This window comes from Serratia sp. 3ACOL1 (assembly GCF_003668775.1).
GTDB classification, from domain to species: Bacteria; Pseudomonadota; Gammaproteobacteria; order Enterobacterales; family Enterobacteriaceae; genus Chania; species Chania fonticola.
In genome coordinates, this window is record NZ_CP033055.1 from 4,486,465 (window position 1) to 4,502,315 (window position 15,851).

The 15,851-nt window shown below is 54.4% G+C and carries 12 protein-coding genes and 1 pseudogene; 8 read left to right on the plus strand and 5 right to left on the minus strand.

Going from position 1 to position 15,851, the window contains the following annotated elements; all coding sequences use genetic code 11:
* Positions 1–489: 489 nt before the first annotated feature.
* Positions 490–1,137: a ribosome biogenesis GTP-binding protein YihA/YsxC gene (yihA, locus tag D9980_RS20240; protein ID WP_024482967.1), complete on the minus strand. Its 648-nt coding sequence runs from the start codon at positions 1,135–1,137 to the stop codon at positions 490–492.
* Positions 1,138–1,883: 746 nt separating this feature from the next.
* Between yihA and yihI the strand changes: the two genes are divergently transcribed.
* Both yihI and hemN read left to right on the plus strand, forming a co-directional pair.
* Complete coding sequence (yihI, locus tag D9980_RS20250; protein WP_024482966.1) at positions 1,884–2,432, plus strand: Der GTPase-activating protein YihI; 549 nt, start codon at positions 1,884–1,886, stop codon at positions 2,430–2,432.
* 186 nt (positions 2,433–2,618) lie between these two features.
* Positions 2,619–3,992: an oxygen-independent coproporphyrinogen III oxidase gene (gene hemN, locus D9980_RS20260; protein ID WP_121608278.1), complete on the plus strand. Its 1,374-nt coding sequence runs from the start codon at positions 2,619–2,621 to the stop codon at positions 3,990–3,992.
* Positions 3,993–4,040: 48 nt separating this feature from the next.
* Here the strand turns inward: hemN and D9980_RS26745 are convergent, their stop codons facing one another.
* The 4 genes and pseudogenes from D9980_RS26745 to glnA form a co-directional block, all read right to left on the minus strand.
* Complete coding sequence (locus tag D9980_RS26745) at positions 4,041–4,163, minus strand: YshB family small membrane protein (protein ID WP_137751101.1); 123 nt, start codon at positions 4,161–4,163, stop codon at positions 4,041–4,043.
* 282 nt (positions 4,164–4,445) lie between these two features.
* Positions 4,446–5,858 (minus strand): nitrogen regulation protein NR(I), encoded by a 1,413-nt coding sequence (gene glnG / locus D9980_RS20265; RefSeq protein ID WP_024527821.1) that lies wholly within the window; start codon positions 5,856–5,858, stop codon positions 4,446–4,448.
* 10 nt (positions 5,859–5,868) lie between these two features.
* Positions 5,869–6,917, minus strand: a pseudogene (gene glnL / locus D9980_RS20270) (nitrogen regulation protein NR(II)).
* A gap of 194 nt (positions 6,918–7,111) precedes the next feature.
* Positions 7,112–8,521: a glutamate--ammonia ligase gene (glnA, locus tag D9980_RS20275; protein ID WP_024527823.1), complete on the minus strand. Its 1,410-nt coding sequence runs from the start codon at positions 8,519–8,521 to the stop codon at positions 7,112–7,114.
* Positions 8,522–8,891: 370 nt separating this feature from the next.
* On the opposite strand from glnA, the gene typA reads away from it, so the two are divergent.
* From typA to D9980_RS20305, 6 genes are all read left to right on the plus strand, one after another.
* Entirely contained in the window at positions 8,892–10,715 is a 1,824-nt protein-coding gene (gene typA / locus D9980_RS20280; protein ID WP_121608279.1) for a ribosome-dependent GTPase TypA, read from the plus strand.
* A 165-nt stretch (positions 10,716–10,880) separates the two neighbouring features.
* Positions 10,881–11,471 carry a glucose-1-phosphatase gene (gene yihX, locus D9980_RS20285; protein ID WP_024482960.1) on the plus strand — a complete coding sequence of 197 codons (591 nt, stop codon included), beginning with the start codon at positions 10,881–10,883 and terminating at the stop codon, positions 11,469–11,471.
* A 50-nt stretch (positions 11,472–11,521) separates the two neighbouring features.
* Positions 11,522–12,415, plus strand: a complete 894-nt coding sequence (locus tag D9980_RS20290; RefSeq protein WP_121608280.1) for a virulence factor BrkB family protein — start codon at positions 11,522–11,524, stop codon at positions 12,413–12,415.
* On the plus strand, positions 12,412–12,849 hold the full coding sequence (gene dtd, locus D9980_RS20295; protein ID WP_024482958.1) for a D-aminoacyl-tRNA deacylase: 438 nt from the start codon (positions 12,412–12,414) through the stop codon (positions 12,847–12,849). The genes D9980_RS20290 and dtd overlap by 4 nt, the downstream gene beginning before the upstream one ends.
* 21 nt (positions 12,850–12,870) lie before the next feature.
* Positions 12,871–13,818 carry a fatty acid biosynthesis protein FabY gene (gene fabY / locus D9980_RS20300; RefSeq protein WP_121608281.1) on the plus strand — a complete coding sequence of 316 codons (948 nt, stop codon included), beginning with the start codon at positions 12,871–12,873 and terminating at the stop codon, positions 13,816–13,818.
* Positions 13,819–14,175: 357 nt separating this feature from the next.
* Positions 14,176–15,846, plus strand: a complete 1,671-nt coding sequence (locus tag D9980_RS20305) for a ShlB/FhaC/HecB family hemolysin secretion/activation protein (protein ID WP_074029786.1) — start codon at positions 14,176–14,178, stop codon at positions 15,844–15,846.
* Positions 15,847–15,851 lie beyond the last annotated feature (5 nt).

Genomic DNA, 15,851 nt, shown 5'->3' on the forward strand with positions numbered 1-15,851 from the left:
CTGAGCAACATCCTTCGGCGATTGTTTCGACTAAATTGGCGTTGTTAGTGCCCGGATCGTGTAAGTAAACTACAAAAAATTCTTTTGCAGCGTGAAAAAATGATGTAGAGTTACAGGCGTAGGGTACAGAGGTAAGATGTTCTATCTTTCAGACCTTTTACTTCACGTAATCGGATTTGGCTGAATATTTAGCCGCCCCAGTCAGTATTGACTGGGGCGTTTTTTATTGTAAAAACAACGTCAAAACCATCGATTTTAGTTATCCTCACCTTTCTCTCTCCCGCCGTTCCCTTGGCTGATTTATCTGCATTTATCTCCTGACAGCGCAACATCTGCCATAAGTTTTTGTGATGGTTTTTAGTCAAAATTGTAATTAGATAACGAAATGTGGCCTCGTGCGGTGTGATATCGGGCGTAAAAAAGCCGATGTCTCAGCATCGGCTCATTGGGCGCAGCATGCGGCGCCCCTACGAAATACCCGCAGCGGTATCATTCCCCGCCGATATCGTCTTCCGGCAGCACTTCCGGTGGGATCTCGTTAAACCAGGTATTCAACTTCTGGCTCAGTTTATCGACACCGATCTTTTTCGGTGACGAGAAGGCTTCTACCTGAATGTCACCCATAAATGGCAGCACGGCCTCACGCACCATATTGAGCTGCGCCTTGCGAGCGCCAGAGGCCAGCTTATCGGCCTTGGTCAGCAGGACCAGCACTGGCGTGCCAACGTCGACGGCCCACTGGATCATCTGTTGGTCCAGGTCTTTAAGCGGATGACGGATATCCATCAGCACCACCAGGCCTTTCAGGCAGTTACGCATTTGCAGGTATTCACCCAGCGCCCGCTGCCATTTCTTCTTCATCTCTTCTGGCACTTCGGCATAGCCATAGCCTGGCAGGTCGACCAGGCGAATGCCTTCTTCGACCTCGAACAGGTTAATCAGCTGGGTACGCCCCGGCGTTTTACTGGTACGTGCCAGGCCTTTCTGATTGGTCAGGGTATTCAGTGCGCTGGACTTCCCGGCGTTGGAGCGGCCGGCGAACGCAACTTCAATACCTTCATCCCCCGGCAGGTGGCGAATATCGGGCGCACTGGTGACGAAATGGGTCACATGGTAATTGTAGTTCTTGCTGGTCAAAATTTTTCGTCTCCGTGAGGATGGCTATCTGGTGGGCGATTATAACTGCATCAGCGCTAAAAGGGTGTGTTTCTCGGTTTTTAAGCGTTTTAACCACAGAGTCCTTGTGGCAAAAGGTCGCCTGCCGTGTGAGACATTGACCATTCGAATTGGGGGTAATGTCGCTTTATTCGAAAGCTGTAAATATTTTATTTGTTATAAAACAGCATGTTGTAATTTCGTTAAGTAAAAGATCGCCGTAAGCCGCCTGTAGGTATCTTGAGCACATCCCATAAAAGCGTAAAGTAGGTTGCAAGGCAGGAGGCCAAGGAAACAGGAACATCCAGGAAGGGTGAAAAATCTCAGGGAATGCACAGGTAGTGTAATGAGTACCAGGATGATGGCAGATGGAATTGAAACTATTGGTGCCGGAGCGCACGAATAGTACACGGATGATGAAGTGACTGCAATCAGGACGCCCGCGGGAAGCGCACTCAGGAAGAGTGGAAGCGAATGGATCGCAGCACGGATGATTTTTTCTTTCAGGATGAAAGACGTAGTAGCAGGGAGCGCGGTTATCGCAGATGGAAAAACCGGGATGTTGAGTGTGCGCATGGAGCGCGGAGCAGGAATATCCTTCGAGTGAAGGTGCGAAATAGGCGGCAGGTTTTAACCTGCCGCCTTTTTTCTTTGTCTGCTTTCTGCTAGATTCCGCCGCAACCGTATAGCAATTCTATACTGGATCTACATACCTAAGAGTAAAAGCCATGAACCAGCCATCAAAAGCACCTCGCGGCCCACGCAGCAGCGCGGCGACGTCAAAAAGTAAAAAGAAAAGTCGTGTGGAGCTCGATCAGGAAGCGCGCGAGCGCAAGCGTCTGAAAAAGCGCCGTGGCCTGGCTTCCGGTTCACGTACCCAGGTTGAGTCTGCCAACCAGAAAAATAAAACCGGTGCGCAACCCAAAGATCCTCGTCTCGGCAGTAAAGTGCCGGTTGCGCTGGTGGTTGACGCTAAAGTGAAGGCGACCAAGCCGCAGCCAAAACCGAAGGCAGAAAAACCGCGCCTCACGCCAGAAGAAGAACTGACCAAGCTGGAAAACGATGAGCGTCTGGATGCCTTGCTGGATCGCCTGGATGAAGGCGCCAAGCTGAGCGCGGAAGATCAGGCTTACGTCGATCAAACCCTGGATCGTATCGATGCGTTGATGGAACAACTGGGCATCGAACTGGGCGATGAAGACGACGAAGAGCCGGAAGAGAAGCAGGAAGACATTCTGAAACTGCTGAAAGGCGGTAACCCGAAAGACGTATTTTAAGCGGTTATGTGGCTGATCCCGGCAATAGCCCTACTGTTGACATGTTATCTACTGTGGTTATTCGGTAAACTGTGGCGGCTGTCGAAGCGCAAAACGCGTTTTAGCAGCGCTTCCGCGGCCAGACAGCGTAGACAACTGCCCATTTCCCGGCCCGGTAGGAAAAAATATCGGAAGGAGTGAGCAAGCATGTCAGAACAGACCATTGTCTGGGATTTGGCCCTGATCCAAAAATATAACTATTCAGGCCCGCGTTATACGTCATACCCCACGGCGCTGGAGTTCAACCAGGGCTACGACGAAGCTGCGTTCCAACGCGCAGCTACGCGCTACCCTGAGCGCCCGCTGTCGCTGTATGTCCATATTCCCTTCTGTCATAAGCTCTGCTATTTCTGCGGCTGCAATAAGCTGGTCACACGCCAGACTCACAAGGCCGATGAATACCTGGCCGTGCTGGAGCGTGAAATCATCGCACGTGCCCCCTTGTTTGCCGGCCGCAAGGTCAGCCAACTGCATTGGGGCGGCGGTACGCCAACCTATCTCGATAAGCAGCAAATCAGCCGCTTGGTCGCCATGCTACGCCAGCACTTTGATTTCCAGCCAGAAATGGAGATGTCGATCGAAGTTGATCCACGGGAAATCGAGCTGGACGTGCTGGACCACCTGCGTGCCGAAGGCTTCAACCGCCTTAGCATGGGGGTGCAGGACTTCAATAAAGAAGTGCAGCGTCTGGTTAACCGCGAGCAGGATGAAGAGTTCATTTTTGCCCTGATCGCCCGGGCTAAAGCGCTAGGCTTCAACTCGACCAATATCGATCTGATTTACGGCCTGCCGAAGCAGACGCCAGAAAGTTTTGCCTTCACGCTGCAGCGGGTGGCGGAGCTCAATCCGGATCGCCTGAGCGTATTTAACTACGCTCATATGCCGAACCTGTTTGCTGCCCAACGTAAAATCAAGGACGCCGATCTACCTAGCGCCCAGCAGAAACTCGATATTCTGCAGCAAACGATCGCTTCGCTGACGGAGTCGGGCTATCAGTTTATCGGCATGGACCATTTTGCCCGGCCGAACGATGAGCTGGCCATTGCCCAACGCGAAGGCAAGCTGCACCGCAATTTCCAGGGTTACACCACCCAAGGGGACAGCGATCTGCTGGGTTTGGGCGTTTCCGCCATCAGCATGCTGGGTGACAGCTACGCGCAGAACCAGAAAGAGCTGAAGGTGTATTACGCTAATGTGGAAGAGCAGGGGAACGCCCTGTGGCGTGGCCTGGCGATGACGGAAGATGACTGCCTGCGCCGTGATGTGATCAAGACGCTAATCTGTAATTTCCAGCTGGCTTATCAACCGATTGAGCAGCAATACGGCATTGCGTTTGCGGATTACTTTGCCGCCGATCTGGAATTGCTGGCGCCGTTCGAACGTGACGGGCTGGTGGAGCGCGATGACCACGGCATTCGCGTCACGCCTCGTGGGCGCTTGCTGATCCGCAATATCTGCATGTGCTTCGATATCTACCTGCGTAAACAGGCCCGCGCCCAACAGTTCTCCCGGGTTATCTGACGCGCAACACCACGGCGGATGTGTAGAGGCGCAGCGTGCTGCGCCCTGCTAACTGAAGAAATTTATCAGTGCGGCGCACAACACCGTGGCAACGGCCGCCTGCGGTGAATGGCTGACGGCAGAGCCGACGTCTGCGCCTTGGGTAAGAAAGACGATGAGTGTATCCAGCATCAAAAGCCTCCTGAGTTTGCGTTTCGATCATACTGCTGCCGCATATCCGGTAAAAGCCTTAAATCGCTGGTTTTTTGTGCGCTGGATTGTATTTTTAATCATCAATTTCCCCTCACCCCAACCCTCTCCCACAGGGAGAGGGAGCTGGTACGGAGTTGATATCAGGTATGGAGTTATTCTGTGGCACTTCTCAAGAACAATGTAGCAGTTGAGCGCAGGGGTAATTTGTAGCACGTTCAGTCCCCTCTCCCTTTGGGAGAGGGTTAGGGTGAGGGGTATTACTTACTCCATCCCTAATTCTTTCAGCTTACGCGTTAAGGTATTCCGGCCCCATCCCAACAGGCGGGCAGCTTCCTGCTTGTGCCCCTGGGTATGCCGTAGCGCGGTGGTGAGCAAGGTGCGCTCCATTTCCGGCTGAGCTTCGGACAACAGGTTTTGATGACCGGAACGTAACGCCCGGTCAGCCCACTGTGCCAACAACGTGGCCCAACTGTCCGGTAAGCCGTGGCTGCTGGCTTGTGGCGCGGCGGTTTCAAACAGTTCCGAGGGCAGATCCTGGATCAGCACTTCTTGCCCGGCGGCCATCACGGTCAGCCAGCGGCAGGTGTTTTCCAACTGGCGTACGTTGCCCGGCCACGGCAGGCGAGTTAGGGCGGTTTCGGTTTCCGGATGCAGGTTCTTCGCCTCCACACCCAACTCTTTCGCGGCCACCTGTAGGAAATAGCGCGCCAGGCGCGGAATATCCTCACGGCGTTCACGCAGCGGCGGCAGATGTACGCGGATCACGTTCAGGCGGTGGAACAGATCCTCACGGAATTTGCCCTCCTGGACGCGCAACTCCAGGTTCTGGTGGGTAGCGGCAATGATACGCACGTCCACCTTCACCGGTGCATAGCCACCCACGCGATAAAACTGTCCGTCCGCCAATACCCGCAGCAAGCGGGTTTGCACATCCAGCGGCATATCCCCGATTTCATCCAGGAACAGCGTGCCTCCGTCGGCCTGTTCAAAACGGCCCTGGCGGATCTGATTGGCGCCGGTAAACGCCCCTTTCTCATGGCCGAACAGTTCAGATTCGATCAGATCTTTGGGGATCGCGGCCATGTTCAGGGCGATAAACGGTGATTTGACGCGCGGGCTGTGGCGATGCAGCGCATGGGCGACCAGCTCTTTCCCGGTTCCCGACTCCCCGTTGATCAGCACGCTGATGGAGGAACGCGACAGGCGGCCGATAATGCGGAACACATCCTGCATTGCCGGGGCTTCACCAATAATATCGGCGACGGGATCGTTGGCGGGTTGGCTGCGAGCGGGTTGTTGCTGCTCTTGATAGTGGCTGATGGCACGCTCTACCAGCGCGACGGCCTCATCAATATCAAAGGGTTTTGGCAGGTAATCGAACGCCCCTTGTTGATAGGCGCTAACCGCCGCGTCCAGATCCGAATGCGCCGTCATTATGATGACCGGGAGCATCGGGTGACGCTGTTTGATTTGCTTGAGCAGCGCCAGGCCATCCATACCCGGCATGCGGATATCTGACAGCAGCACGTCGGGAGTTTGCGTGGCCAATGCTTCCAACACGGCATTGCCGCTGTCGAAGGTGACGCTGTTCACCCCGGCTCCGGTGAGCGCACGTTCGAGCACCCAGCGGATGGAGCTATCGTCATCGACGATCCAGACTATCCCTCGTTGCATAGCACAAACCTCACTGGCGAATAGGCAGGAAAACCGAGAATTCGGTGTGACCTGGCCAACTGTTAAATTCAATTTTTCCGCAATGCTGATCGATTAGATTACGGGCGATGGATAACCCAGGCCGGTACCGCCTTCGCGGCCGCTGACCATCGGGTAGAACAGAGTGTCTTGTAACAGGGCCGGTACGCCCGGGCCGTCATCCTCAACATCGATCCGTGCCGCCAGCCGGTAGCGGGTGCCGTGCAGGGTGATCTGAAACGCGGTACGCGTGCGCAGCGTGATGGTGCCACCGGTTTCGCTCAGCGCCTGCAGCGCGTTGCGGGTGATATTGAGCAACACCTGCTCGATTTGATCGGGATCGTGCGCCAGTTCCGGCAGACTTGGGTCGTAATCACGCACCAGCGTGACGTTATCGGGTTTCTCCAACGACACCAGTTGGAAGACCCGTTCCGCTACCTGATGGATACTCTGGGTAATATGTTGGCCGGGGCGCTGTGGCCCTAGCAGGCGATCTACCAGATTACGCAGCCGATCGGCCTGTTCGATGATCACCTTGGTGTATTCCGTCAGCGAAGGGTCTGGCAAAGCTTTCGCCAGCAACTGCGCGGCACCCCGCAAACCGCCGAGCGGATTTTTGATTTCATGGGCCAAGCCACGCACCAGATCGCGAGCCGCAACCTGTTGAGCGTGCTGTAACTGCTCCTGGCTAAGGCGACGCTGATTGTCCATTGGGGCCAGCTCAAGCAGAATAAAGCCTTCAGGCAGCGCCTGAGCGGTCAAGGAGAGGATATGGGCGCGGCTGTCTACCACCAGGGTCACTTCGTTATCGGTAAAGCCCTGGCCGGCATGCAGGCTTTCGCGCATCAGATCGATATTCAGCGAAAAATAACCGAGTAAATCGGGCAGCGGTGTACCGAAAAGTTTACGAGAACTCTGTGCCAGCAGCTGTTGCGCCGCCGGATTGGCGTAGTGGATCGCCAGTGTGTCATCCAACAGCAAAATGCTGTTGATGAGAGAATTGAGGATCTGCCCAGCATCGGGCAGCTTGCCGGTTGCCATACAGCAGTCTCCTGCACCTTTTTAGTGCATCCATCCTACTCCATCCGCAACCATCACGGTATGAAATAGTTTTGCAGAACATACGGTGGAGAAAAAAGCCCATCCGAAGATGGGCTAAAAGTTTCCACGGCAACAAAAAAACGGCTTAGATAAATAGCGAGCGATGCGCCATCCGTAGACAGCGCGGGTATGACTTAAACGCTATAGTACAGTTCGAACTCAACCGGGTGTGGCGTCATGCGCACGCGATCCATCTCTTCTTTACGCAGTTCGATGTAGGCATCGATCGCGTCGTCGGTGAATACGCCACCGCGGGTCAGGAATTCACGGTCTTCGTTCAGTGCGGCCATTGCTTCATCCAGTGAGCCAGCTACTTTTGGAATCTCAGCTTCTTCTTCCGGCGGCAGGTCATACAGGTTTTTATCCATGGCATCGCCAGGGTGGATCTTGTTGATCACGCCATCCAGGCCTGCCATCAGCAGTGCAGCGAAGCACAGGTATGGGTTAGCCGCTGGGTCCGGGAAGCGGGCTTCGATACGGCGCGCTTTCGGGCTGGCAACCACTGGGATACGGATAGACGCAGAGCGGTTACGGGCAGAGTAAGCCAGCATAACCGGCGCTTCGTAGCCTGGGACCAGACGCTTGTATGAGTTGGTAGTCGGGTTGGCCAGGGCGTTGATCGCTTTAGCGTGTTTGATGATGCCGCCAATGTAGAACAGCGCCATTTCAGACAGGCCGCCGTACTTGTCGCCAGCGAACAGGTTGGTACCGTTCTTGGACAGTGACATGTGGCAGTGCATACCTGAGCCGTTATCGCCGAACATCGGTTTTGGCATGAAGGTCGCGGTTTTGCCAAATGCGTGAGCCACGTTGTGAACCACGTATTTGTAGATTTGGATTTCGTCGGCTTTCTTGGTCATGGTGTTGAAGCGGGTAGCCACTTCGTTCTGACCTGCGGTTGCCACTTCGTGGTGGTGAGCTTCAACCACCAGGCCCATTTCTTCCATGGTCAGACACATGGTAGAACGGATGTCCTGTGAAGAGTCGACCGGTGGCACTGGGAAGTAACCGCCTTTTACCGCTGGACGGTGGCCTTTGTTGCCGCCTTCGTATTTGGTGCTGGTGTTCCAGGCGCCCTCGATGTCATCAATGCTGACATGGGAACCACGGATGCTGCTGCCAAAGCGCACGTCGTCAAACAGGAAGAACTCAGGTTCAGGCCCGAACAGCACGGTATCGGCGATGCCGGAAGAGCGCAGGAAGTCTTCCGCACGCTTGGAGATCGAACGTGGGTCACGATCGTAGCCCTGCATGGTGCCTGGCTCGAGGATGTCACAACGAATGATCAGGGTAGATTCTTCGAAGAACGGATCCAGAACCGCCGTGCTGGCGTCTGGCATCAGTACCATGTCAGATTCGTTGATGCCCTTCCAACCACCGATTGAGGAGCCGTCAAACATTTTACCTTCTTCGAAGAAGTCGGCATTTACCTGATGAGCAGGGATGGTGACGTGTTGTTCTTTACCCTTGGTGTCAGTGAAACGCAGGTCTACGAATTTCACTTCATGCTCATTCAGCATCGTCAAAACGTGTTCAGCGGACATACTTAACTCTCCCGGATTTATCGTTGTCATCGTCGTGGAACGAATCTGTGTGATGGCCTGTTTTTGCCCTGTGTAGACTAAAGCGAAAACTGTGCCAACTTTATAAAAGCGAAAAAATCGCCGGTTTGTGCGGGTTTTGCTCTTTGCCAGTATGCACCATTAGCGATGCAATGCACTATGGTGGTGCAAATAACCTGGGGTGGGGCACTGGAATGGTGCAAAACATCATCGATTGCTGCTTTTTGCACCGTGAAAGGGATCACAAACTAGCCTGTACACAGTTGTTTATAAGAGAGTGTTGTGATCTTGTTTAGTACCTCGCTTAATACGTGTACAATAGCGCGCTATTTCTAATGCCTGAGGCAAAGCTGTGATCGAAAATTTGCGTAACATCGCCATTATTGCCCACGTTGACCATGGTAAGACCACCCTGGTTGACAAGTTGCTGCAACAATCCGGTACTTTCGGAGAGCGTTCAGAAGCGACAGAACGCGTAATGGACTCCAACGATTTGGAGAAAGAGCGTGGGATTACCATCCTCGCAAAAAACACCGCCATTAATTGGAAAGACTACCGCATCAACATCGTAGACACCCCAGGACACGCCGACTTCGGCGGCGAGGTAGAGCGCGTGATGTCAATGGTCGACTCGGTGCTGCTGGTTGTGGATGCAATGGATGGCCCAATGCCGCAAACCCGTTTCGTGACCAAGAAGGCGTTTGCCAATGGTCTGAAACCGATCGTGGTAATCAACAAGGTTGACCGCCCTGGCGCGCGTCCTGACTGGGTTGTGGATCAGGTCTTCGACCTGTTCGTTAACCTGGACGCTACCGACGAACAGCTCGACTTCCCAATCATCTATGCATCCGCATTGATGGGTATCGCGGGTCTTGACCATAACGATATGTCCGAAGACATGACTCCGCTGTACCAGGCGATTGTCGATCACGTTTCTGCGCCGCAGGTTGAGCTGGAAGCACCTTTCCAGATGCAGATCTCGCAGCTGGACTACAACAACTACGTGGGCGTTATCGGCATCGGCCGTATCAAGCGTGGTAAAGTCAAGCCTAACCAGCAGATCACCCTGATCGACAGCGAAGGCAAAACCCGTAACGGTAAAATCGGTAAAGTGCTGACCCATATGGGTCTGGAACGTATCGAAGCCACCGTTGCCGAAGCGGGCGACATCGTTGCCATCACCGGTCTGGGCGAGCTGAACATCTCTGACACCATTTGTGATGTGAGCGCGGTTGAAGCGTTGCCAGCACTGTCGGTTGATGAACCTACCGTAAGCATGTTCTTTAACGTCAATACCTCACCGTTCTGTGGTAAAGAAGGCAAGTTCGTGACTTCACGCCAAATCCTTGAGCGTCTGAACAAGGAACTGGTACACAACGTGGCGTTGCGCGTTGAAGAAACCGAAGATGCTGATGCATTCCGTGTTTCTGGCCGTGGTGAGCTTCACCTGTCGGTTCTGATCGAAAACATGCGTCGTGAAGGTTTTGAACTGGCGGTTTCCCGTCCGAAAGTTATCTTCCGCGAAATCGATGGCCGCAAGCAAGAGCCGTTCGAGAACGTGACGCTGGACATCGAAGAACAGCACCAGGGTTCTGTGATGCAGGCGATGGGTGAGCGTAAAGCTGACCTGAAAAACATGGATCCAGATGGCAAGGGCCGTGTGCGTCTTGACTACGTGATCCCAAGCCGTGGCCTGATCGGTTTCCGTAACGAATTCATGACCATGACTTCTGGTACCGGTCTGCTGTACTCCACCTTCAGCCACTACGACGATGTGCGTCCAGGCGAAGTGGGCCAGCGTCAGAACGGCGTGCTGATCTCTAACGGCCAGGGCAAAGCGGTAGCGTTCGCTCTGTACGGTCTGCAAGATCGCGGTAAGCTGTTCCTGGGCCACGGTGCTGAAGTGTATGAAGGCCAGATCATCGGTATCCACTCACGTTCTAACGACCTGACCGTGAACTGCCTGACCGGTAAAAAACTGACCAACATGCGCGCATCGGGTACCGATGAAGCGACTACCCTGGTTCCGGCCATCAAAATGTCTCTGGAGCAAGCTCTGGAATTCATCGATGATGACGAACTGGTAGAAGTGACGCCAATCTCGATCCGTATCCGTAAGCGTCACCTGACGGAAAACGATCGTAAGCGTGCCAACCGCGGTCCTAAAGAAGCTTAATTCGCCGATTTAATCCGCAATACTTAGGGCGTGTCACAGCGCCCTGAGTTTTTTCCTCTGTCTTTCCCCCTTTCTGCGGCGCGCCATGCGCTTTTCACACTGCTCCCTGTTCAGCCTTAACTTTTCCCGTTACAGTGAAATCTCACTGGCCCATGGGAGAGGACTATGCTGTATATCTTTGATTTAGGTAATGTGATTGTCGATATCGATTTCAAACGTGTACTGGGCGTGTGGAGCAACCTGAGCGGCACACCGCTGGCGACGTTGTCCGAACGTTTTAGCATGGGTGAAGTATTCCAACAGCACGAGCGCGGCGAGATTAGCGACGAAGACTTTGCGGCAAAACTCTGTGAAGAAATGGGGATAGCGCTCAGCTTCGAGCAGTTTGCCACCGGCTGGCAGGCGGTGTTTGTCGCCCTGCGCCCTGAAGTGATCGAGATTATGCATCGCCTGCGCAACGAAGGGCATCGCGTGGTGGTGTTATCGAATACCAACCGCCTGCACTGTAATTATTGGCCTCAGCACTACCCACAGGTCGCTGAAGCTGCCGATCACATGTATCTGTCGCAGGATCTTGGCATGCGTAAACCCGATGCCAACATCTATCAGCACGTACTGAAGGCGGAAAACACCCCGGCGGATCAGGCGGTATTCTTTGACGATGTGGCGGCGAACGTAGAAGCGGCCGCGGCACTGGGGATCAAGGCGGTACACGTCATCGATCGCCAGGTCGTGCCAGCTTATTTTGCTCAATAATCACCGTACGTTAAGCTTAAGGCGTCCAGACTGACATTTAGGATGAAGCTATGTCGTTTTTCCGCCGCAAAAAGCTGCCATCGTCGATCAAACCCGGAATAACCTTCGGGCGGTTGCTGTTTAAACGTATTGATGAGGATGGCCTGACCATGTTGGCGGGCCATCTGGCCTATGTCTCGCTACTTTCCCTGGTGCCGCTGATCACCGTGGTGTTTGCGCTGTTTGCCGTTTTCCCGATGTTTGCGGATATCAGCGTGCAGCTAAAAAGTTTTATTTTCTCCAACTTTATGCCTGCCGCCGGTAATGTGCTGCAACGTTACCTGGAGCAGTTTGTTGCCAACTCCAGCAAGATGACCGCCGTGGGGATCTGCGGCCTGATTGTCACCGCGCTGCTGCTGATCTATTCGGTGGATAGCGTGTTGAACACCATCTGGCGCAGTAAGAACCAGCGGCCGATCGTGGTTTCCTTTGCCGTTTACTGGATGGTGCTGACCCTCGGCCCGCTGTTGGTGGGGGCCAGTATGGCGATCAGCTCATATCTGTTGTCGCTAAACTGGTTAGCGCAAAGCGGCGTTAACAGCCTGGTGGATGAGGTGCTGCGCATCTTCCCGCTGATCCTGTCCTGGGTCTCTTTCTGGTTGTTATACAGCGTGGTGCCCACGGTACGCGTGCCTGCGAAAGATGCGTTGATCGGGGCGCTGGTGGCAGGGGTGTTGTTCGAGCTGGGTAAGAAAGCTTTTGCTCTGTATGTCACCATGTTCCCTTCCTACCAGCTGATCTACGGCGTGCTGGCGGTGATCCCGATTTTATTTTTATGGGTCTACTGGAGCTGGTGTATCGTGTTATTGGGTGCCGAAATCACCGTTACGCTGGGTGAGCACCGCCTTTACCAGCAGCAGAAAGCAGAACAACAGCAAAAACAGGAGCAGGAAGGATCGTTATGATTGCGTTAATTCAACGGGTATTAAACGCCAGCGTTACGGTAGAAGGTGAGACAGTAGGCAAGATTGGCCCCGGTTTGTTAGTGTTATTGGGTGTCGAGCAGGACGATAACGAGCAAAAAGCCCAACGCCTGTGTGAGCGAGTGCTGGGGTATCGCATCTTCGGCGACGAGGATGACAAGATGAATCTCAACGTTCAGCAGGCTGGCGGTAGCCTGTTGGTGGTGTCGCAGTTCACCCTGGTAGCCGATACCCAGAAAGGCATGCGGCCAAGTTTTTCGCGCGGTGCGGTGCCGCAGGAGGCCGATCGGCTATACCGCTATTTTGTTGGGCAGTGCCAGGAACGTGGTATTGAAACCCAGACCGGTGAGTTTGCCGCCGATATGCAGGTGGCATTGGTGAACGATGGCCCGGTGACGTTCTGGCTGCAGGTTTAAAGATCACAAGAGAAGGCGTCTATGTATCACCTACGAGTACCCGTTACAGAACAAGAACTGAAAGACTATTACCAGTTTCGCTGGGAGATGCTGCGTAAGCCATTACACCAGCCGGTGGGTTCGGAAAAGGATGCCTACGACGCCATGGCGCACCATCAAATGGTGGTGGATGAGAACGGCCGGATTGTGGCCATTGGCCGTCTGTATATCAATGCCGATAACGAAGCCGCTATCCGCTTCATGGCGGTCGATCCCACGGTGCAGGATAAAGGCCTTGGCACGCTGGTGGCAATGACCCTGGAGTCAGTAGCGCGCCAGGAAGGGGTAAAGCGGGTGGTGTGTAGCGCCCGTGAGGATGCAGTGGACTTCTTTGCCAAGCTGGGCTTTATCAACCAGGGCGAAATCACTGCGCCGCAAACTACGCCGATCCGCCATTACCTGATGATCAAACCCGTGGCCACGCTGGATGATATTCTGCATCGCCCCGACTGGTGCGGGCAGCTACAACAAGCCTGGTATGAACATATCCCGCTCAGTGAAAAAATGGGGGTGCGCATCAGCCAATATACCGGCCAGCGTTTTGTTACCACCATGCCGGAGGTGGGCAATCAGAATCCACACCATACGCTGTTTGCCGGTAGCCTGTTCTCCTTGGCAACGCTGACCGCCTGGGGGCTGATCTGGCTGCTGCTGCGTGAGCGCCACCTGGGGGGCACGATTATTCTGGCAGACGCCCATATTCGCTACAGCAAACCGATCACCGGCAGGCCGAGAGCCGTTGCCGACCTGAGCTCATTGAGTGGCGATCTGGCTCGTTTGGCGCGTGGCCGCCGGGCGCGGGTGCAGGCAGAAGTGCATTTATTCGGTGACGATGACAAAGGGGCAGTATTTGAGGGCACTTATATGGTGCTGCCAGCCGAACCGGAAGAGCCGTTGGACAAGGGCGGTTCAGAGCCGATAGCGAGCTGAGCATCAAGCTCAGAATAGATTCTGTGACCAAACTTATTCTGGTGGGCGCTGCATGCTGCGCCCACTTAACGGGTTGGGCTTAATTGATGACTTAATCTGTCGTATAAATTGGGCACGGCTGCCGATTATTTTTTTAATCAGAAAAGTCCGCCTCTATTTAGCATAATTGACTGTTTAGTTTACATACAGCAAATAAAGTGCAGGCATTAAAACAGTTTCAGAATATTTACCCCGCCCCGCTCTGAGATTTATGCCAGTTCCGATGCCTCTAAGTCCCGCAAAGTCACGATCTCTTGCTTGTCTGATGCCGAATTATGTCGTTAGAATGCCGCAAAATCATTAAGGCGGTTTATCTGAATGGACTCAGTAGCTCAGCGGTTGGCAGTATCATTGTTGTTTCTTTCTCTCAGTTCGGCTGTTGGCGCCAATATGCTCAGCCCGGCGGATCGAGATACTATCCAACAGCAACAACGTGAATTGTTGCAGCAAAACCAACAACAACGTCAGGAATTGCAACGCAGCCTGACGCCGGTGCTGCCACAAACGCCAGCAGCCACAGCCCCTGGTGGGCCGTGCTTCGCCATCACGACCATTCGCCTTGAAGGTGCCAGCCATCTGCCCGCCCGTGCGCGGCAAGCCTTGACGCAACCCTATCTGCAACGCTGCCTGAATCTGGCCCAGATCAACACCCTGGTGCAGCAGGTTTCCGATTGGTATATCGAACGGGGCTATATCACCAGCCGCGCTTTCCTGACCGAGCAAGACCTGTCCCATGGGGAATTGAAGCTGTTGGTACTGGAAGGGCAGTTGGAAAAGATCTTGCTGGACCAACGGGATGACCGAATGCTGAAGATGGCGTTCCCCGGCCTGGTGGGCAACATCCTTAACCTGCGCGATATCGAACAGGGCATGGAGCAGATCAACCGCCTGCGCCAGCAACCGGTGCAGATTGAAATCCTGCCCGGTAGCCAACCGGGCTATTCGGTGGTCAACCTGACCGCCAAGCCAGAGTTCCCGGTGATGCTGGGGCTGGGTTTTGACAACAGCGGGCAAAAAAGTACCGGCACCGGGCAGATCAACGGCTCATTGACCGGCAATAACCTGCTGGGGCTGGCGGATCAGTGGTTTGTGACCGGCGCGCGCAGCAGCGATTTTGCCAACGACCACGATGCCCGCAGCGTCCAGGCTGGTGTCAGCTTGCCTTACGGCTACTGGCTGATGGATTACAACTACTCCTACAGCGACTATCTCTCGACGATCGACAATCAGGGTTTTGACTGGCGATCCACCGGCGACAGCCAGACCCATCGCTTCAACGTTTCGCGCGTATTGTTCCGTAACAGTGACATGAAAACCGGCCTGGCGCTGGGCCTGACCCACCGTATCAACCGCAACTATCTGAATGACACCCGGCTAGACAGCAGCAGCCGTAAACTGACCAGCGTATCTCTGGGCGTGAGCCATAGCCAAAAACTGTGGGGCGGTTTTGCCACGCTCAACCCCTCCTACAGCCGTGGCGTTCCCTGGTTAGGCGCGGAAGATGACAGCGGTAAAGCCAGCGAGGCTCCCAAGGCAGAGTTTAATAAATACACGCTCTCCGGCAGCTATTACTTGCCGTTGGCGCAGAACTGGAACTACCTCACCAGCCTGTACGGCCAGTGGACGCCCGATCGCCTTTACGGCAGCGAGCGCCTGACCCTCGGCGGCGAAAGTTCGGTGCGTGGCTTCAAGGAGCAGTATCTCTCCGGCGATAAAGGCGGCTACTGGCGTAACGAGGTCAACTGGTCGCCGTTCAGCCTGCCGTATCTGGGCGATATTTCCGTATTGGCTGCCGTAGATGGCGGTTATCTGCGCCACGATTCCGTGGATGCCTACGCTTCCGGCACGTTGTGGGGCGGCGCGGTGGGGCTGGGCAGCCGCAACCGCTATTTCAGCAGCCAATTTACCGTGGGCTGGCCGCTGGCGCATCCGAGCTGGTTAGAGCCGGATCGGGTGTCGATTTACTACCGTATTAACATCGTTCTTTAATTTAC